General features: G+C 39.1%; 16 protein-coding genes and 2 pseudogenes. 7 read left to right on the forward strand and 11 right to left on the reverse strand.

The window, feature by feature from the left end:
* Window positions 1-6: 6 nt before the first annotated feature.
* Window positions 7-1245, forward strand: coding sequence for a cytochrome b (locus QU01_RS03610; RefSeq protein WP_025276505.1), 1239 nt, complete (start codon window positions 7-9; stop codon window positions 1243-1245).
* Window positions 1242-2099 (forward strand): cytochrome c1, encoded by an 858-nt coding sequence (locus QU01_RS03615; protein WP_033762176.1) that lies wholly within the window; start codon window positions 1242-1244, stop codon window positions 2097-2099. Before QU01_RS03610 ends, QU01_RS03615 begins: the two co-directional genes overlap by 4 nt.
* A gap of 118 nt (window positions 2100-2217) precedes the next feature.
* Here QU01_RS03615 and QU01_RS03620 read toward each other — a convergent pair.
* The 4 genes and pseudogenes from QU01_RS03620 to QU01_RS03635 all read right to left on the reverse strand — a co-directional run bounded on the left by QU01_RS03620 (window position 2218) and on the right by QU01_RS03635 (window position 4925).
* Window positions 2218-2948 (reverse strand): annotated as a pseudogene (locus QU01_RS03620) (type II restriction endonuclease).
* Complete coding sequence (locus tag QU01_RS08295; RefSeq protein ID WP_033762172.1) at window positions 2941-3837, reverse strand: type II methylase; 897 nt, start codon at window positions 3835-3837, stop codon at window positions 2941-2943. The pseudogene QU01_RS03620 and the gene QU01_RS08295 overlap by 8 nt, the downstream one beginning before the upstream one ends.
* 12 nt (window positions 3838-3849) lie before the next feature.
* Window positions 3850-4053, reverse strand: a complete 204-nt coding sequence (locus QU01_RS03630) for a hypothetical protein (RefSeq protein ID WP_001900028.1) — start codon at window positions 4051-4053, stop codon at window positions 3850-3852.
* Window positions 4053-4925 (reverse strand): class 1 fructose-bisphosphatase, encoded by an 873-nt coding sequence (locus QU01_RS03635; RefSeq protein ID WP_033762169.1) that lies wholly within the window; start codon window positions 4923-4925, stop codon window positions 4053-4055. The genes QU01_RS03630 and QU01_RS03635 overlap by 1 nt, the downstream gene beginning before the upstream one ends.
* Before the next feature lie 71 nt (window positions 4926-4996).
* On the opposite strand from QU01_RS03635, the gene rpe reads away from it, so the two are divergent.
* The gene (gene rpe / locus QU01_RS03640) at window positions 4997-5650 is read left to right on the forward strand and encodes a ribulose-phosphate 3-epimerase (protein ID WP_033762167.1); all 654 of its coding nucleotides are present in this window, start codon (window positions 4997-4999) and stop codon (window positions 5648-5650) included.
* Window positions 5628-6491: a 3'-5' exonuclease gene (locus tag QU01_RS03645; RefSeq protein ID WP_033762165.1), complete on the forward strand. Its 864-nt coding sequence runs from the start codon at window positions 5628-5630 to the stop codon at window positions 6489-6491. Before rpe ends, QU01_RS03645 begins: the two co-directional genes overlap by 23 nt.
* A gap of 38 nt (window positions 6492-6529) precedes the next feature.
* Here QU01_RS03645 and hcpG read toward each other — a convergent pair whose 3' ends face one another.
* The 5 genes from hcpG to QU01_RS03670 all read right to left on the reverse strand — a co-directional run bounded on the left by hcpG (window position 6530) and on the right by QU01_RS03670 (window position 11715).
* On the reverse strand, window positions 6530-7513 hold the full coding sequence (hcpG, locus tag QU01_RS03650) for a Sel1-like repeat protein HcpG (protein ID WP_033762163.1): 984 nt from the start codon (window positions 7511-7513) through the stop codon (window positions 6530-6532).
* Between the two features lie 137 nt (window positions 7514-7650).
* Entirely contained in the window at window positions 7651-7947 is a 297-nt protein-coding gene (locus QU01_RS03655) for a hypothetical protein (RefSeq protein ID WP_000539097.1), read from the reverse strand.
* A gap of 18 nt (window positions 7948-7965) precedes the next feature.
* Complete coding sequence (locus tag QU01_RS03660; RefSeq protein ID WP_033762161.1) at window positions 7966-9273, reverse strand: NFACT family protein; 1308 nt, start codon at window positions 9271-9273, stop codon at window positions 7966-7968.
* Window positions 9270-10844 carry a DNA repair protein RecN gene (locus QU01_RS03665; protein ID WP_033762159.1) on the reverse strand — a complete coding sequence of 525 codons (1575 nt, stop codon included), beginning with the start codon at window positions 10842-10844 and terminating at the stop codon, window positions 9270-9272. Before QU01_RS03665 ends, QU01_RS03660 begins: the two co-directional genes overlap by 4 nt.
* A 16-nt stretch (window positions 10845-10860) precedes the next feature.
* Window positions 10861-11715 (reverse strand): NAD(+)/NADH kinase, encoded by an 855-nt coding sequence (locus tag QU01_RS03670; protein WP_033762276.1) that lies wholly within the window; start codon window positions 11713-11715, stop codon window positions 10861-10863.
* 185 nt (window positions 11716-11900) lie between these two features.
* On the opposite strand from QU01_RS03670, the gene QU01_RS03675 reads away from it, so the two are divergent.
* Window positions 11901-12629, forward strand: coding sequence for an outer membrane protein (locus tag QU01_RS03675; RefSeq protein ID WP_033762157.1), 729 nt, complete (start codon window positions 11901-11903; stop codon window positions 12627-12629).
* Between the two features lie 10 nt (window positions 12630-12639).
* Here the strand turns inward: QU01_RS03675 and QU01_RS03680 are convergent.
* Together QU01_RS03680 and QU01_RS03685 are read right to left on the reverse strand one after the other, a co-directional pair.
* Window positions 12640-14389 (reverse strand): annotated as a pseudogene (locus tag QU01_RS03680) (DUF262 domain-containing protein).
* A gap of 119 nt (window positions 14390-14508) precedes the next feature.
* Window positions 14509-15651: an alanine dehydrogenase gene (locus QU01_RS03685; protein ID WP_033762154.1), complete on the reverse strand. Its 1143-nt coding sequence runs from the start codon at window positions 15649-15651 to the stop codon at window positions 14509-14511.
* Window positions 15652-15854: 203 nt separating this feature from the next.
* Here QU01_RS03685 and rocF point away from each other — a divergent pair, with 203 nt between their 5' ends.
* A complete protein-coding gene (gene rocF, locus QU01_RS03690) occupies window positions 15855-16823 on the forward strand; it encodes an arginase (RefSeq protein ID WP_033762151.1) in 969 nt (322 codons plus the stop codon).
* Window positions 16824-17355: 532 nt separating this feature from the next.
* Window positions 17356-19881 carry a TonB-dependent receptor family protein gene (locus QU01_RS03695; protein ID WP_033762150.1) on the forward strand — a complete coding sequence of 842 codons (2526 nt, stop codon included), beginning with the start codon at window positions 17356-17358 and terminating at the stop codon, window positions 19879-19881.
* The last annotated feature ends 25 nt before the right edge of the window (window positions 19882-19906 follow it).

Genomic DNA, 19906 nt, shown 5'->3' on the forward strand with positions numbered 1-19906 from the left:
AGTTCAATGGCAGAGATAAAAAAAGCGAAGAATTTAGGCGAATGGCTGGACATGCGTCTTGGCACTAACAAGCTTGTTAAAGTGCTGATGACAGAATATTGGATCCCTAAAAACATCAATTTCTTATGGGCCATGGGGGTGATTTTATTGACCCTTTTTGGCGTGCTGGTGATCTCAGGGATTTTCTTGCTCATGTATTACAAGCCTGATGCAAAAATGGCGTTTGATAGCGTGAATTTCACCATCATGCAAGAAGTGGCTTATGGCTGGCTTTGGCGCCACATGCATGCCACGGCAGCAAGCATGATTTTTGTCATCATTTATATCCACATGTTTGTCGGCATCTATTATGGCTCTTACAAAAAGGGCCGTGAGATGATTTGGATTAGTGGGATGATTTTGTTTGTGGTCTTTAGCGCGGAAGCCTTTAGCGGGTATATGCTGCCTTGGGGGCAGATGAGTTATTGGGCCGCAGCGGTTATCACCAATTTATTTGGGGGCATTCCTTTCATTGGGGCTGATGTGGTGGAGTGGATCAGGGGCAATTATGTTGTGGCGGATTCCACTTTAACGCGTTTTTTCATGCTCCATGTGTTTTTACTGCCCATTGCGATCATTCTACTCATTGGGGTGCATTTTTATTCTTTACGCATCCCGCATGTCAATAACCAAGAAGGCGAAGAGATTGACTTTGAACTAGAAGAAAAAAAATTCATTGAAGGCAAGAAAAAAGAATCCAAAGTCATTCCTTTTTGGCCGGTGTTCTTGTCTAAAGATATTTTTGTGGTTTGCGCGTTCATGGTCTTTTTCTTTTACTTGGTGTGTTACCACTATGATTTTGCGATGGATCCTATCAACTTTGAAAGGGCTAACAGCCTTAAAACGCCGCCTCACATTTACCCTGAATGGTATTTCTTATGGAGCTATGAAGTCTTAAGGGGCTTTTTCTTTAGCGCTGATTTAGGGCTAATGGCCTTTGGCGTGGCGCAAGTGATTTTCTTCTTACTGCCCTTTTTGGACAGAAGCCCAGTTGTCGCTCCCGCGCACAAACGGCCGGCGTTTATGGTGTGGTTTTGGCTTTTAATCATTGATATGATTGTTTTAACAATCTATGGTAAATTGCCTCCGCTTGGGATCGGTAAATACATTGGCTTAGTGGGTTCAATCACTTTTTTAGCCCTTTTCTTTGTGGTATTGCCCATTATCACTATCGCTGAGAGCAAGAAACAAGGGGGTGTTAGATGAAAGAATTTAAGATTCTCATCATCCTTATTGTGGTGATAGGCGTGATTTATTATGGGGTTGAGCCTTATGCACATTCGGTGATGCACCCTAAAGTCGCTCCGGCAGATTTTGCTTTCAAGGATTTAGAGCCGATGGATTTAAAAAATGGCGACGCTAATAAGGGCAAACAGCTTGTAGCCGAAAATTGCACCGCTTGCCATGGCATTAAATCCCAAAACATTCCAGCCCCTATGGACAGCCTTAGCGCGAGCAACTCTTTTGGGGTCGTGCCACCGGATTTAAGCCATGTGGCGGGGGTTTTGAACGCGAATTTCTTAGCCCACTTCATCAAAGACCCCGTGAAAACGGCGAAATTGAGCCATAAATTCAACGATGAAAGGCCCTATCCTATGCCGGCGTTTTCTCAATTTAGCGATCAAGATTTGAGCGATATTGTGGCGTATCTCACTTCTATTTTGCCTAAAAGTTTGAGCGATAAGGAAGTGTTTGCCCAAAGCTGTCAAAGGTGCCATAGCCTGGATTATGCTAAAGATAAGGCCTTTAGCGATCCTAAAGATTTAGCCAATTATTTAGGCTCTCATGCGCCTGATTTGTCCATGATGATTAGGGCTAAGGGCGAACATGGCTTGAATGTTTTCATCAACGATCCGCAAAAGCTTTTGCCTGGCACGGCTATGCCTAGAGTGGGATTGAGTGAACAAGCGCAAAAACAAGTCATCGCATATTTGGAAAAAGCGGGCGATAGGAAAAAACATGAAAGGAATACCTTAGGGATTAAGATCATGATTTTCTTTGCAGTGCTGTCGTTCTTGGCTTACGCGTGGAAAAGAAAAGTTTGGAGCGAAGTGCATTGAATTAAAAAAGGGGGAGGAGAGCATGTAAGGGGCTTTTTCTATGAGACTAATCATCAATTTCTTTACGCTAAAAATAAACTCGTGTTTTACAAGAAATAGATAAATGAACGCAAATATGCTAATGAGTGAGTGTTTTCAAAAATTTTAAGACATTTTGTTCTCTTAAAATGTGATTATGCGAAAAGAAGCTTTCAATCTGGTGGTGGTTAGAAAATTCCTTTTTATGCTCATAAGCTTTTCTGATGTAGGGGGCAAACCCAAAAGGGTTTTCTAAATCCTTTAAGGCGTTTTTCAAACTTTCTTCATCTTTATCTAAAGTATCAAAATACTTGAGTAAGACTCTCTGGTTTCATAACTCAAAATATCTGAGCCTTTAAAAAAAGTGATGTCTGCATTAGCGACTCCATACACATAAATCGCATTGGGTTTAGGCAGGTTTGAATTCCACATGGGGCGAGAAGTTTGAAGGTTTTTTTCACCCTTATCGTTTTTAGAAAACTTGATTTCAATCCCCACCACATGATCAAAAATAAAAACCAAAAAATCAGGGTAATTTTGTGAACCAAAAGGCTGGTATAAAAAATGGCTTGTAAGGTTTGAAAAAGGGTTTTTAAGAGTGTGCGGGTGATTTTTTTCTAAAACTTGCTTTTTGAGTTGGTTAAAAGTGGTTTTGATTTCTTTATTAGGCTTTTCTTCAATATGGCTTAATTTTTCTGTTAAATCGCCGTTGATTTCGCTAAAGTGTTTTTTTAATTCATTCCTAAATTGGTTTTCAAACTGCTCCCCTGTGCTAGAACTAGCAAAAAACTTTCTTTTATTGGTAATTTCTTGAAACACTTTTTCAAGCATGCATTTCCTTTAATTTGCAATATTCTTCCACAAAATCATAAGTAGAAAACCCTAAAACTTGCGTGTTTTTATGAGCGAGTTTGTTAAAATCAATTTTATGGATAATCCTTAAAGCTTCTTTGGAATGGGCTTTAATGAAAAAATATTGTCGGTTTTTAATCAGTAAATTTGCATTGGTGATCTTTTCGTTGTAATCATAAAAGCCTTGTCTCACCACCGCAAAATCCCATTGGTATTTTTCTTTGTTGAAATATTTTAGGGTGTGCGGCGTGTTATTATGGATATAAGTGATAAAATCATTATGGCGGATTTTGGGGGGTGCAATGATGCGTTCGTCTTTAAGGTTTAGGGCGATATTTTTATGCATATAGATTTGAAAAACGCATTTCACATCATAGGGTCGTTCATTAAAAACAAAAGCGTTTTTTTCTAAATCAGCGTTTAAAACCAATTTTGCACGCTTATCAATGTGTTTTTGAATAGAATAGCGTTTGAATAAATTGGGCAAAATAAACGCTACAATAGGTGCTTCGTTTAAAGACTTGTTTAAAAAATCTAGGGCTAATTTCCCTCTATGCCCAAAAGGAGGGTTGCCAATAATAACACGCTTTTTGTTAAACTCAATCAATTCCAACAGATAATCTTTTTTTTGAATGCCTTGAGCTTTAGGGGCAATATCAAGGGCGTTCCAATCAGCAATCCCTAATTCTTTTAATGCATCAACAAAGCTCCCACTCCCTGCACTTGGCTCTAAAAAATGGAACGCATTTAAGTCTAGCCCTAGATTTTGATTGATGAGATCTCTTAATAAATCCAAGCAAAATCGCGCGATTTTGGGGTGGGTGTAAAAAGCGTCTAAATTTTTTTGCAAGGTAGTATTACTAACCATTTTAATCCCATTTTAGTTGAAATCAAACCCGCCCGCTTCGCCTAAACTCATGCTCTCATAAGCCGCATCCACATAGCTGTTGCGGATTTCGCATTTTAAAACCTTCTCGCATTTCAAGCAACTCGCTACTTGCTTTTCTTCTTGGCATGCTTGTAATTTCAAAAGAGCGTCATTGAAACGCTCTTCATATTCTAATTTTTTAGCGCTATTTTGCATCATTCTCCCTTTAAATATTTTTCTAAAATGTGAGCTTCATGCGGGCTGGCTAAATAGCATTCGCTTTTTTCATGGTAATTTTCTACGCCTTGTTCTAGCAAACGCTTTTTAACCCCCTTATCAAAATAAAACGCTTCCCCTTTAGCTTTTTCAATGATCAAGGCCAAAGGGAAGACTTCAAAAAGCTTGCGCAATTTCTTTTGCGGGTAGGAAAACATTCCGCCTTTTTTAATCAAAACATGATGGACATCAGCCACCATAGATCCTGAGTATCGTAAGCGGTAATTTTCTGCAAAAAACCCTTCTAAAGCCTTTTTCAAGCCCAAAGAAAAATCCTTTTGATTGCCTCCGCTAGCGACGATTTTACCCTTATTTTCTAAAACAATGGTTTCTATAAAATGAAACTTGTTCTGGTAAAATGCGTAACGATAAACTTCTTCTAAAGCCACCACTAATTCTATTTTATGCCCAAAAACCACATAAAGGCTTGCAACTAAATTTTGCGCCTTATAATCCTTTTCATAAACCCCTATAATCGTGCCTACTAAGAAATTCGCCTCCATGACCGAACTCCCGTCTAAGGGATCATAAGCGATCAAATACGAGCCGTTTTCTTTAGTAACAGGCGTTTCTTTTTCTTCGCTAAAAACGCTTTTGACGTTTTCTAAACTCAAAAAATTTTCTTCTAAAAATTGGTCTAGGGCCAAATCCGCTTTAATAGGCGTATCCCCGCTGCTGTTTTCTAACTTCGTGTAACTCCCAGCGTCCGGTTTTTCTAAAATTTCTTGGGCTTTTTTAACCCCTTTTTCTAAAAGACCGATGATTTCTATAACGATGTTTGCATGCTTGCCTTTAAAATGTTTGTAATCCATGAAAAACCCTTTTATGATTTGATTAAAGATGCTAATATTTTACTTGAAAACATTGAAAATAGGGAAGTATTTTGAAAGTAGCTCCGAGCCTTTTGAGCGCTGATTTTATGCATTTAGCCAAAGAGATAGAGAGCGTGAGTAACGCTGATTTTTTGCATGTGGATGTGATGGATGGGCATTATGTGCCTAATTTAACGATGGGGCCTGTGATCTTAGAGAATGTTACTCAAATGAGCCAAGTGCCTTTAGACGTGCATTTAATGGTAGAAAACGCGAGCTTTTTTGTAGAATTATTTTCCCCTTTAAACCCGCAAATCATTAGCATTCATGCAGAAAATGAAAAACACCCCCACAGGGTGTTGCAACTCATTAAAAATCTAGGCATCACGCCAGGCATTGTTCTAAACCCCCACACGCATGAAGAAAGTATTAAATACTTGCTAGAAAGCGTGGGGCTAGTGCTTTTAATGAGCGTGAATCCGGGCTTTGGCGGGCAGAAGTTTTTAGATCTGGTGCTAGAAAAGTGCTTGAAAGTTAAAGAACTGATCAAACGATACAACCCTAGCTGTCTTTTAGAAGTGGATGGGGGCGTGAACGATAAAAATATCTTTGAACTCCAACAAGCGGGCGTGGATGTGGTGGTTTCAGGGAGTTATATTTTTAAATCTAAAGATCGTAAGCTGGCTATTGAAGGCTTACAGAATGTCAGACAATCTCTTGCATAAAGACATTCAAGCCCTAATCGCTCGCTTAAAGCACCAGGATTTAAACTTAAGCACGCTAGAAAAATCGCTCTCTCGCCTTATTCATGATGAAATCAATTTGGAATATTTAAAAGCATGCGGGCTTAATTTCATAGAAACGAGCGAAAATTTAATCACGCTCAAAAACCTTAAAACCCCCCTTAAAGATGAGGTTTTTTCTTTTATTGATTTAGAGACCACCGGCTCTTGCCCCATAAAACATGAGATTTTAGAAATCGGGGCCGTGCAAGTGAAGGGGGGGGAAATCATCAATCGTTTTGAAACCCTTGTGAAAGTCAAAAGCGTTCCTGATTATATCGCTGAGCTTACAGGCATCACTTATGAAGACACCCTAAACGCCCCAAGCGTGCATGAAGCTTTGCAAGAATTGCGGCTTTTTTTAGGCAATAGCGTGTTTGTGGCCCACAACGCTAATTTTGATTACAACTTTTTAGGGCGTTATTTTGTAGAGAAATTGCATTGCCCCTTATTGAATTTAAAGCTTTGCACTCTGGATTTATCCAAACGCGCTATTTTATCCATGCGTTATTCTTTGAGCTTTTTAAAAGAGCTTTTAGGGTTTGGTATAGAAGTCAGCCACAGAGCCTATGCGGACGCTTTAGCGAGCTATAAGCTCTTTGAAATATGCCTGTTAAACTTGCCTAGCTACATCAAAACCACAATGGATTTGATTGATTTTTCCAAATGCACTAACACTTTGATCAAAAGACCCCCAAAAGCCAGATACCAAGAGACTCCACCGCCATTTTCTCTTTTTGAGAGGACAAAAGGCTTGTTCAATATCATAAAAGCAACCAGTTAAACGAAAGCTGTTTAATGGGGCTTAATAGGGCTAGGATTTTATTGTTTTTGTTCTTTGAGAATATCGCATGCTTCTTTTAATCCTAGCTTGCAACTCTTTTCAAGGTTTTCTGTCGTTTGTTTTTCATCCTTTGCTACGCCCTTACCCTCATTATAAAACGCTGCTAGAGCGTAACACCCTTTAGCATCGTTCAATTCACAAGCTTTGGCAGAATATTCAAAAGCTTTTTTAAGATCCTTTGTTACGCCTTCACCATCACGATAAAACTCTCCTACAAGCGTGCATGTTAGAGCCTCGTTTAATTCGCAAGCTTTAGAGTAATATCCAAAAGCTTTTTTAAGATCTTGCGTTACGCTTTCACCAAGAAAATAATCCCCTCCTAATTTAGAACACCCTTCACCATTATTCAACTTACAAGCTTTAGAGTAATATTTGAAAGCTTTTTTAAAATTTTGTGTTACGCCTTCACCATTATGATAAATATCCCCTAAAATCGCACAGCCATCGCCATAGTTTAACTCGCAAGCTTTAGAATAATATTCTAGATCTTTTTTATCTTTTTTCAAACCCTTTATCATATCGTTATAAAAAGTTGCTGACAGCATACACCCTTCAACATTATTTAACTTACAAGATTTAGAGTAATATTCTAAAGCATTTTTAAGATCGTTTGCATTAAAATAAAACTCTGCTAAGTCCTTGCATTTTTCAGCATCGTTTGATTTGCAAGCTTTAGCAGTAGCGGTGTGTTCAAGAGCTTTTTCAATGCTTTCTCTTGCGTTTTCGCTCGCTATGGCTTCACCATTAGAATAAGCCTCTCTTAAGATCGCGCAACCATCAGCATCGTTTGATTTACAAGCTTTTTCAAAGTATTCCTTAGCTCTAGTGAAATCTTTATCCGTGTAAATAGTGATACCTGAAAATATAAGCTCTTTAGAGTCTTGCTCTGCCATTAACCCCCCTAAACACAACGCCCCCAAACACAAAACCCTAAAAACCGCTTTTTTGACACCCCTTAACATGACGCATTCCCTTTTGTTAAAAATATAAGATTCTATTGTGATTGATATTGATAGCTAAAATCTTTTAATGTTTAAAAAACGGAGACTTGATTATTTTATTTTAAACTCATGAAAGAATAGGGGTTATTCGCGACACCCTACCCCACAATATCCAACAAATGCTCTTCATGCCACAATTCAATTTCTTCTTCTTCCAAGCCAAACGCCTTAGCCCTTTGGCTGTTTGGATAGCGGTTTTTGGAGCCTTCTTTAGGATCTTTATCGCTAATAGCTTGCATGTTTTCTAACGCCCTTGTTTCTTGGGCTAGTTCAAGCTTACTTTGAAAGCTTTGCGCTAAATCCAGCATATCACTTCTTGCACCCTGTTGGATAGCAGAATTTAAAGGAGCGTTTTGGTTGATATAAGTTACATTGCCTAAAGCTGAAACACCCATGCTAACCTCCTTAAGTGTTTAAGTGTCCTTTAGACTAATAGTTCGGTATTTTGAGTAAATGACATTAGCTCCTTTGATGATTTTGACAAATTTTCGCTGCGTGTAGTCAATTTCGTAACTATTAAACGCATCTTTTTGCATTTTAATCAACATTTTGGCTAATTCCATAATGACATCATCTTTGGGCGTATTCTTTTGGCAAAAAACGATCAAATGCGATCCAGGAATGTCTCTTACATGCATCCACAAATCATTCGCTCTTGCGTCTTGTAAAAGCTTGATATTCTCTTTTTGGTTTTTCCCTAAGCCGATTTTAAAATCCTTATAATACAGCACTTCATACCCATTCATCGGGCGTTTGATTTTAGAATTTTTAAAGGGCATAAACATTTCTAAAACGCTTTCTTCTTCTGCTCCTTTAACATAGTTGATTTGATTTTCTTTAAAGGCGATTTTTTCTTTTAGATTCTCTTCTTCTAAATGCAAAAATTGCGATTTTTGTTTCTTTTTTTTACTGAGAGTGAATTTTTTATTGATAAAAGCGTTTAAGGGCATGCTCTTATCAATTTCAATCGCACACTCCTTATCTTCAAAATCCTTTAAAACCACGCGGCTTTCATGCTTATGGATTAAATGCTGGTAAGTGAGCAAGAGCTGGGCTTGAGTTTGCAATTCTTTCGCTTCTAATTGTAAATTTTTAGGATCTTCTAATTTTTCTAATTTTTCTTTCAAGCGTTCTTTTTGAATATTTAATCGCTTGATGATTTGATTTTTTTTGTGTTCTAATTCTTTGTGCTGATAGGATAAAAAATCTTTTTCTAAAATGTCTAACAATCCCTTAAAATCTAAATCCTCTTCTTGATGCTCGTAAATATTAGGAGGCAATGCCCCTAAAATATCGTTTTTAGCGACCCTGTCATTAAAACGAAAGGCCTCTATCACGCATTTTTCTCTATCTAAAATCATGAGATTGGCTTTTTTAGGGATCATTTCTAAACGCAAAATAAAAGTTTCACTCTTATAAGCTAAATCTTTAGCACCCTTGATTTCTAAAATCCGATCGTTATCAATGATGTTTGCTTGTAAAATTTTGGCGTTTTTAGTGAATTTATTCAAACAAAAATCTAGCACTAGGGTGTTTTTTAAAACGCTCTCTGGGGGTTTTTTAGACAAACCGATATAAGGCGTGTTCAAATCTACAACAAAGGCGTGTTTTTCTTTAGAAAAAGCCTCTAATAAAAAGCTAGACGCGTTCAAGCGTTTGAGGTTAAAATGCGTTTGGGTGTTTAAAAATTCGCTGAATTTCTTTAAAAGAAAAAATTTCATTCTTGCGCCTTTAATTTTTCCTTAGCGAAAGAAATCGCGCTCTCAATATTTTCGCTCCCCCCTATCATGCGCGCGATTTCTAAAACCCTTTCTTCGTTATTAAGGGTTTTTGCAAGGCTTTTGTGGTTTTCTTTGAAAACTAAAATATGATTTTTAGCGAGTGCTGGGATATGGACTTGGTGTGAAATGGCAAATATTTGTGAATGGCTGCTCAAGGTTTCAAGGGCTTTAGAGACCGCCAAACTCTCTTCACCGCTCAAATTGGAATCCATTTCATCTAACACCAACACGCCTTTAAAATCCTTTAAAAACTCCATTTCTAAAAGCATGAACGCCAGCCTCAAACGGCTGTATTCTCCAGAGCTTAAGGTTTCTAATTGGGAATTTTGCAAATGCAAAACGAGTTTTTGAGCGCCTTTTTCGCTCATGGGGGCTTCTTCTAAAACCAAACTAGGGCTTTTTAAAAGCAAATCTTTAGCCTTATCGCTTAAAAGAGCGTTAAAACCGGCTAAATATTCTTTTCTAAAGCCGCCTATTTCTCCGCATAATTTCAAGCATTCGGTTTTTAATTGTTCTATTTCTTTGTGGTAAGTTTCGCAATAATGGTCAATTTCTTTTAAGTTATGCAATTCGTTTTTAACATGCCCTAATCGTTCTTTAGCATGCATAATACTCCCATAATCCTTAATGATCCCACTCAGCATGCCAAGCCTTTCTAACACCTTTTCAATATCCAAACGCTCGCACTCTTCTAATTTAGCCTGCTCTTTTTCCAATAAAGCGCTCGCCTCTAACAAAGCGCTTTTTAAAAACTCCGCGCTATGACCCACGCTCTCTAAAGCATGCGTGATTTTATGGGTATTTTCTAGCACATCTAACGCCAGAGCGATTTTATCGTTCAATTTTTCCTTACTAGAGAGCAATTTTTTTTGCTCCAAAAGGCGTTCGTATTCATCTTCTTTTAAATCCAGCCTCTCTAATTTCATTTTTTCAAAATTCAAACGCTCTTCTAAATCCTTTTGGAAACGCTTTTTATCCTCTAATAATCGCCTTTCTTTTTCTAGCTTTTCTAAGCGGGTGAATTTTTCTTCAAGCGCACCTAAAAGGGGGCTAAACGCCTGGTTTTCGTTTTGAATGTAGCCATCTAGTAAGGAGAGCATTAAAATATCGTTGAGTTCATTCTGGCTGAATCTGTCGTTAGATAGGCGTTTGATCAAACCTTTTAATAACGCTTTGAGCGTGTTTTTAGACAGGCTTGTTTGGTTTAAAAAATAGCGCGTTTTTTCTTTTTTGATCACGCTAATGACTAAGGGTTCGTGGTTATCTTCTCTAAAAATGCCGTATTCTTCCGTGTCTAAAAAAGGCGCGATCAATTCCACTTCAATGTTTGAAGCGTTGCTCTCTTTAAGCCCAAACGCCCCTAAAAGGCTCGCAATCAGAACGCTTTTTCCCACCCCACTAGCCCCACTAATCGCGCTCAAGCCGTCTTTAAACTCTAGATCCAATTTTTCAAAAACAGCGTTTTGACGCACTTTTAAGCGTGTGATTTGAGCGTTATTGAAATCTCGCATGTTTTTTACCCTTTTTTTATCTTTTTTTGCTAGGGCTTTCCCCCCATAACAGCTTTTCTTTAAGCACTTTAAAATAATCCCTTGAATTTTTTTGTAAGAGTTTGGTAGTCGTGGGGCTTTTTTGAATGTATAGAGGTTGGTTGGCTTTCAAATCATAGGTGGCTTGCCCATCAATAACTACAAGAGCGTCCTCATGAGCACAAAAATTCAAGCAAAATTCCGCCCCTAACACTAAAGGGCGTTGCGTTAAAGAAAAATCGCACAAGGGCGTTAAAATATAGCTCTGGCTTAAGGCATGCACAATCGGCCCATGAGCGCTCAAATTATAAGCGGTCGAGCCTAAGGGTGTGGCAATGATAAGCCCATCGCCTTTATAGGTGTTAAAGGGCGTATGGCCTGCATAAGCTTTGATGTCTAAAACCCCTAAAGCTTTTTTTTTGGCGATCACGATTTCATTGATCGCATAAAAAGAGGTGTTTCCAATACGGCCCTCTAAAGCCAAATGCTCTTCTAATTTGATAGTGCCTTGCTTGAGATCTTGTAAGAAATCTTTCAAGCCATTCAATTCAACCGCGCTCAAAAACCCTAAATTCCCTATTCTAACCCCAAAACATGGCTTATTGTAAGAATGCGTCATTCTTAAAGCCCCTAAAATCGTGCCATCGCCCCCTAAACATAAAAACGCATAGGCTTTTTCTACCAATCGCTCGTCTTTTGCCCCATCAAGGCTATCAATCATAAAGCTTTCAAACCCTTCATCTTCTAAAAGCTTTAAAACCCATTCTTTAGCTCGCTCTAGCTCTTCAAAAAGGGGGTTTTGATAATGGGTGGGCCGCACAAACACGCCGATAGTTTGAGGTGAATCTTTCATGCGTATATTGTAGCTTAAAGCTTGAAACAAAATTTTAAAAAAAGGGGTTTTAGCCGCTTTTTATTAATCTTATGTGAAATTCATAAGGAGTTTTTATTTTTATTAATGTTTCATTCTTTAATCGTTTTTAATTGTTTTTTGGGTATTCTTTTTAAGAATGTAAGCATTATGTTAAGGAATCACACATGAAAAAATTTTTTTCTCAATCTTTGTTAGTTTTGGTTGTTTCTGTCAATGCGCTACTAGCTATGGATGGCAATGGCGTTTTTTTAGGAGCGGGTTATTTGCAAGGACAAGCCCAAATGCATGCGGATATTAATTCTCAAAAACAAGCCACTAACGCTACTATCAAGGGCTTTGATGCGCTTTTAGGGTATCAATTTTTCTTTGGGAAATACTTTGGCTTGCGCCTTTATGGGTTTTTTGACTACGCCCACGCTAATTCTATTAGGCTTAAAAACCCTAACTATAACAACGAAGTGGCGCAATTGGCGGGTCAAATTCTTGGGAAACAAGAAATCAATCGTCTAACGAGCATCGCCGATCCCAAAACCTTTGAGCCAAACATGCTCACTTATGGGGGGGCTATGGATTTAATGGTCAATGTCATCAATAACGGCATCATGAGTTTAGGGGCTTTTGGTGGGGTGCAATTAGCCGGCAATTCATGGCTTATGGCGACACCGAGCTTTGAGGGTATTTTAGTGGAGCAAGCTTTGGTGAGCAAAAAAGCCACTTCTTTCCAATTTTTATTCAATGTGGGGGCTCGCTTAAGGATCTTAAAACATTCTAGCATTGAAGCGGGTGTGAAATTCCCCATGCTAAAGAAAAACCCCTATATCACCGCGAAAAATTTGGATATAGGGTTTAGGCGCGTGTATTCGTGGTATGTGAATTATGTGTTCACTTTCTAGGGGCACTTCCCTAGAGCGTTAGAACGCTCTCAATGATTTGAATCAACTCTTCTTTTCTTTTTTCTAAACTTTTGGGCGTCCATTCTGCGTAATGGTGTGCAATGTCTATGGTCATCTTATAACAAGTCATCACCTTAAAAGGTTTCTTCTTGTTTAACTTGATTTCTTCTCCCATGTAGATTTTCTTTTTATCTTTGAAATCCAAATTTGAAGCTTGAGAGTTTTTCGTGCCCCCTAAAAGCGTGAGGTTGGCTAAAGAATGCGTGTATAATTTCCTTTCTTCTTCGCTAAAGTCTTTAACCCATTGGCTTGAAAGATCGGGTTTTTGGGGTAAGATGTGTTCAACATGAAAATCGTTCTTTTCAATGCGTTTAGGTCTGGGATCGTCGCTCATGAAATATTCCACTAAAATGAGAATGGGTCTGAGCCATGAATTTTTTGAAGCCCTTTTGTGTTTTTCATACAAGTGGTCATCTTTTAGTTTTTCTCTAAAGTTTTGTGTTATCTTATTTTTATCATCATCTAAATATTTTTTCACAATAGAAGCGATGTTCTCTACGCTTTGCTTTTCTTTTAGGGCTTTAATAATGTTGCAACTAGTTTGTTTTTTAGGTTCTGTTTGCTCTGCAACCCAATTTTGGTAGTAAAACTTGACTAACAACTCCTTTAAAGCCTCTATGTCTTGATCGCTATAATGGTGCAATATGCTAGTGCACAAAATAACGTGCCAAAAATCAGAAGCTAGATAAGAAAGCAAATGAGCGTGTCGGTCTTGCATTTCCAACACCTTACAATAAGCGTTATACAAATTTTCTATGCCCTTAAGGTATTCTAATGGGGGTTTATTAAGCCTTTCAAACTGATCGGCAAGTCTTTCTTCCATGTTTTTCCCACTAGTTACCGGATTGAGACTAGGTTAAATACCAGCTGAATAATATTTCTGCGGCGTCCTTCTCTCGCCTGTTCCCTTTTCTCTTTGGAAATTTTGACTCATTCTCTGAGCATTTTTGACGCAATGCATTCCAACGAGACACAAACTCTTCTTGATCCTTTTCTTTAGCGAGTTTTTTTAGCAACTCCGCTTTAAAAATATCTGTCGCATTCAAAGGCAAACCCCTAGCGTTTAAAACATTAAAAATCCTTAACGCTTTGTCTATATCAGGGCAAGTGATGGTGACAAATACGACATTACAATACAGCCAATCAATGAAATCGTTAATGTTTTTAATCTCTTTTTTTTCAAGATAGTTTTTTAAACAAATTGCATTTTTTAGGTAATTGTTCTCAATTATTTTATTCTTGCTTGCTTGAGAGTCATTGAAATGTTCTAATGCATCTTGAAAATCATATTCAGCGTTAGACCCTATAGTGTTAAAACTCAGTCGTTTTCTTTCTGTATACCTATCTTTCCAACTCGCTTGTAAATATTCTAAATACTCAGGGTCTAAACCATTATAAAGATCGGCTAAAACTTTTGCGAGCAGAATGAAAGTGCTTAAGCGTTGCTGGCCATCTACAATATCATAGGTTGCGGTTTTGGAATTGGGATCGGATTTGACTAAGACTAATGAGCCGCAAAAATAATCGCTTTCTCTGTCATTTTCATAATTAAAAAACAAATCGTCTAAAAGTTTTTCGCAGTTTTCTTCTGTCCATTGATAAGGGCGTTGGTAGATCGGAATTTGGTAATAAGCCTTAAATTCTGTAGCTAAAATATCTCCTAATGAATGAGCTTTGCCTTCAATGCTTTCGTTTGCCATAAAAACCCCTTGTATGATTTAGGGTAGATTATAACATTAAAAAGTGTTTTTTTTTTTTGAAATATTTCTATACATTAAGACGCATGGTTTATCGCCATGCTCTTTTTTACAACTTATTTTTAAAGCTCCTTTAAAATGTCTGAAGGCGATTTGAACGCTAGATTGAAAGCTTTAGCGATGCCTTCTTGGGTGATATAGCCGTTATAAGCGCTCAAGCCTCCAAGGGTGTTTGCCACGATTTTAGTGTTGGCTGTTAAAAAACCTTTTAAGCCATGCTCTAAATAATACAACAAATACGGCGCGCTCGCATGGCTATAAGCTACAGAGCTTGTTTTAGCGACAATCCCTGGCATGTTCGGCACGCCATAATGCAACAAACCCTCTTCCACATACACCGGGTTAGAATGGCTTGTCTGGCGTATGGTTTCTATGCACCCCCCTAAATCGCAAGCCACATCAATGACTACCCCTTGTTCTTGCATGTATTTTAAATGCTTTCTTAAGATCACTTTAGGGGTTTGGCTCGCTGTAACTAACACCGCTCCCACTAGCCCCACCGCCCCACTTAAAGCTTGAATGATATTGGCTTCATTCACGCTTAAAACTTCTAAATCATACAAATGGTAATAGGGGTGGTTTTGCAATTTAGCGTAGTCTAATTCTAAAATCGTTACTTTAGCCCCCATTTGGCTTAAGACTTTCGCGCTCTCCATACCAACCACACCGCCCCCAACTACGACGATTTTAGCCCTTTGCGCACCCGATAACCCCCCAAGCATGACCCCCTTACCCATAAACCCTTTAACATGCTCTAAAGCCAGTAAATAATGCTGGACTAAATGCGCGGCCAACCTCCCAGCCACCACGCTCATAGGCGCTAAAATAGGGTAGTCGTTTTTAGGCCCGGCAATGGTTTCAGTGCAAATGGAAGTGATTTTTTTATCTATAAACATTTCGCACAAGCTTTTTTGATACGCTAAATCCAAGTAACTAAACAGCGTGGCTTTTTCTTTCAACAAAGGGTATTCATGCTCTAAAGGTTCTTTACATTTGACCACCAAATCCTGCCCCCACGCTGTTTTAGAATCCACGATTTTAGCCCCCACGCTTTCATACGCTTCGTTACTATAACCGCTATTAGCGCCCGCGCTATTTTGAACTAAAACCCCCACGCCCTTTTGAGCGATTAGTGCCACATCATCAGGCACCAAAGCCACTCGTGATTCCAAATCCATGCTTTCTTTAACTAGCCCAATAGTCATGTTAATCCTTTAAATAGTAGTGTCAGTTATGATTATATTCGCTCAATAAGACTATTTGAGTGTTTTTCTGTCAAAAACTTGAATGGTTTTACTCTTTTACACAATGAAATTGCTCTATTTATTATCCATTTGCTTATTAATAATTGGTTGTTGATTTTAGTTTAGAATAAAAAATATGAGTGGGGATTTAAAGGAGTTATAAAATGATTTTAGTAGGATTAGAAGCGGAGTTAGGAGCGTCAAAAAGAGGCACCGATACAGGGGTTAGGCGTTTGAGGGAGGCTTTAAGCGCCACGCATGGCGATGTGATTAAAGGCATGCAAACAATCACTCAAGAGCGGTGCGTGCTTTATAAGGAGTTTAGATACGCTAAGAATTTTGAAGATTACTACCTTTTTTGTAAAGAAAATCTGATCCCTTGCATGAAAGAAGTGTTTGAAAAAAAAGAATTCCCTTTGATTTTAAGCTCAGAGCATGCGAACATGTTTGGGATTTTCCAAGCCTTTAGGAGCGTTCATAAGGACAAAAAAATAGGGATTTTGTATCTAGACGCGCATGCGGATATTCACACGGCTTATGACAGCGATACAAAGCACATTCACGGCATGCCTTTAGGCATGGTTTTAAATCGTGTCCGTAGCGGGGTTAATCATATGAATGAGAGTGAAGAAAAGGCATGGCAAAAGCTCTGCTCTTTGGGGTTGGAAAAAGGGGGGTTAGAAATTGATCCTAAATGTTTGGTGTATTTTGGGGTAAGAAGCACAGAACAGAGCGAAAGAGATGTGATTAAGGAATTAGAAATCCCCTTATTTAGCGTGGGCGCGATAAGAGAAAACATGCAAGGAGTGGTTCAAAAAACCAAAGAATTGTTAAAAGCGGTGGATATTATTTACCTTAGCTTGGATTTAGACATTATGGATGGCAAGCTTTTCACTTCTACCGGCGTGCGTGAAAATAACGGGCTGAGTTTTGATGAATTAAGGCAATTACTGGGCTTGCTTTTAGAAAGTTTTAAAGACCGATTAGGGGCTGTTGAGGTAACCGAATACAACCCCACGGTGAGCGTTAAACACACCGATGAAGAAGAAAAGCAAGTTTTAGAAATCTTGGATCTCATCATTAATCGCTGTAAAATTAAAGACAAGGAGCGATCTTTTGCAATGAGTAGCTGATCGCTTTTCAAACCAAACGATAAAAAATTTGAAAAATGAGATCTAAAAACAGGAGGCACCAAGAAAAAATCAGCACAAAAATCCTTTTGACAAAGGATTTTAAGACTAAAATGGTATATACACAAACACAAAAAAGTAATCATTTAGGGCATTAGCACTTTTGAGATCATTTAAAGCTTAGGCCCAGATTATCGGTTTATGGATTTTGTTCTACAAGGGGCAGTATTTTGAAAAGTTAAACCACTCAAATATTTGATACATATTTGACACAAAAGAATGTCTTCTGTGTTTTAGGGTGTGAGAGGCTCGTCGTGTGTCAAAAATGGGTATTTTCTACTAAAACCGAGTGAAATCAAAAAAAAAAAGATTTTCATGGGATTAATAAAAATTTAAGAATTTTATCATAAAATCCTGCATGTTATTAAGTTTTTTAGTTTTTATTACCTACGACTGCTATTCGCTTTTGCGTAACTATACTCAAAAAACTTAAATAATTTACCATTTTAATCTCTCAAAACGCAAGGAGTTTGTGTTGCATAAAAAGGTTCTGTTGGCTTTAACTGCCAGTTTGATTTGCCAAGAGTCTTTATTCGCTAAGGATAAAGACTACACTTTGGGCAAGGTTTCTACTGCCGGCAAAAAGGATAGATCTGACTATTCTGGGCAGGTCAATTTGGGTTATAGTGGGATTACCGCACCTAAGAGTTGGCAAGATGAAGAAGTGAAAAAATACACAGGAAGTCGCACGGTGATCTCTAACAAAGCGCTCACCCAACAAGCTAACCAAAGCATTGAAGAAGCTTTACAGAATGTCCCCGGTCTGCAAATCAGGAATGCCACCGGCGTAGGGGCTATGCCTACTATCCAAATCCGTGGCTTTGGAGCTGGGGGTTCAGGGCATAGCGATGCGACGCTCATGTTAGTTAATGGTATTCCTGTTTATATGGCCCCCTACGCTCACATTGAGCTAGACATTTTCCCTGTTACCTTTCAAGCCATTGATCGCATTGATGTGATCAAGGGTGGAGGCAGCGTGCAATACGGGCCTAACACTTATGGGGGTATTGTCAATATCATCACTAAGCCTATCCCTACTCAATGGGAAAACCAAGCGGCTGAAAGGATCACTTATTGGGCTAAGGCTAGAAACGCCGGGTTTGCCGCTCCCCCTGATAAAACCGGCGATCCTTCTTTCATCAAGTCTTTAGGCAACAACCTCCTCTATAACACTTATGTGAGGAGCGGAGGGATGATCAATAAGCATGTGGGTATCCAAGCGCAAGCTAACTGGGTTAGAGGACAAGGCTTTAGGGACAATAGCCCCTCTAATATTTCAAACTATTGGCTAGATGGGATCTATGACATCAATGAAAGCAATGGGATTAAAGCCTATTACCAATACTACGATTTTGCTATCGCTCAACCGGGATCACTCAGCGAGCAAGATTACAAAATAAACCGCTTCGCTAATTTGCGCCCCTTAAACCAAAAAGGCGGGCGTTCACAACGCTTTGGGGCTGTGTATGAAAACCGCTTCGGAGATTTAGACAGAGTGGGCGGGACTTTTAGCTTCACCTACTATGGGCAGTTGATGACTAGGGACTTTCAGGTGAGCTCTAGCTACAATAGCGCTAACATGGTTACTTGTTTTAGCGAAGCGGCATGCAGGGCGGCAGGACTTCCGGCAGGGTATAACTTGGCTGTGCCTTATTATGCCACTAACTACAATGGCTGGGCAGAAGTAGAAAACCCTGTGCGCTCCATCAATAATGCTTTTGAGCCTAAAGTGAATTTGATCGTCAATACCGGGAAAGTCAAGCAAACCTTTATCATGGGCTTGCGTTTCATGACCACCACTTTTTTACAGCGCCAATACTTAAACACCAATGAATGCGCCACCAAAACGAGCGGTGAGGGGGCAGGATTCTTGTGTGAGGGCACTAATGTGATGAGCGGTTGGAAACCCCACATCAAGCATGGCGTTTATAGAAACTGGAATAACTGGCGTAACAATTACACGGCAGTCTATTTGAGCGATCGCATTGAAGCTTGGGACGGGCGCTTTTTTATTGTGCCTGGTTTGCGCTACGCTTTTGTGCAATACAACAACGAAAATGCGGCTAACTGGATGCAAATCCCTGAGAAGGATTTGAGAAAAATCAAGCACATGAACAATTGGATGCCCTCAACCAACATTGGCTTTATCCCTGTGCAAGGCGATCACAATGTGCTTACCTACTTCAACTACCAACGCTCTTTCGTCCCGCCTCAATTAGACGTTTTGAGCTATGGAGGAGCGGAGTATTTTACCCAGCACTTTGACACGGTGGAAGCAGGAGCGCGCTACACCTATAAAGATAAATTCAGCTTCAATGCGGACTACTTTAGGATTTGGGCGCGCGATTTTGCCACCGGGCAGTATTCAATCTATACGAGCGGGCCCATGAAAGGCAATGTGCGCCCCATTAATGGCTATTCTCAAGGCGTGGAGTTGGAATTGTATTACAGACCCACTAGAGGGTTGCAATTCCATGCCGCTTTCAACTACATTGACACTCGTGTAACCAGCCATGGCCCTTTAACCGACTTGAACGGGGATGTGCTAAAAGGGACTAGCTATAATAAGCATTTCCCTTTTGTAAGCCCTTTCCAGTTCATTTTTGACGCTCGCTACAACTGGCGTAAAACCACCATTGGTATTTCTAGCTATTTTTACAGCCGCGCTTATAGCGGGATTAGCAACAGCGCAGCAGGAGGCTATTATGGGATGCAATATTATAGTGGGGGGAACAACTATGAAAGCGTTCTTAATAGCGGTTATCAATGCGAAGCTTGGTGTATGACCCAGCATGAAGGGCTCTTGCCTTGGTATTGGGTATGGAATATCCAAGTGAGCCAAATTTTCTGGGAAAACGGAAGACACAGAGTTACAGGAAGCTTGCAAATCAATAACATCTTCAACATGAAGTATTATTTTACAGGGATTGGCTCTAGCCCTGCAGGCTTGCAACCTGCGCCTGGAAGATCGGTTACAGCGTATTTGAACTACACTTTCTAAACGCTTTAAAAAGGAGGGGGATTAT

This window comes from Helicobacter pylori SA221C (assembly GCF_000476855.1).
Lineage (GTDB): Bacteria > Campylobacterota > Campylobacteria > Campylobacterales > Helicobacteraceae > Helicobacter > Helicobacter pylori_DK.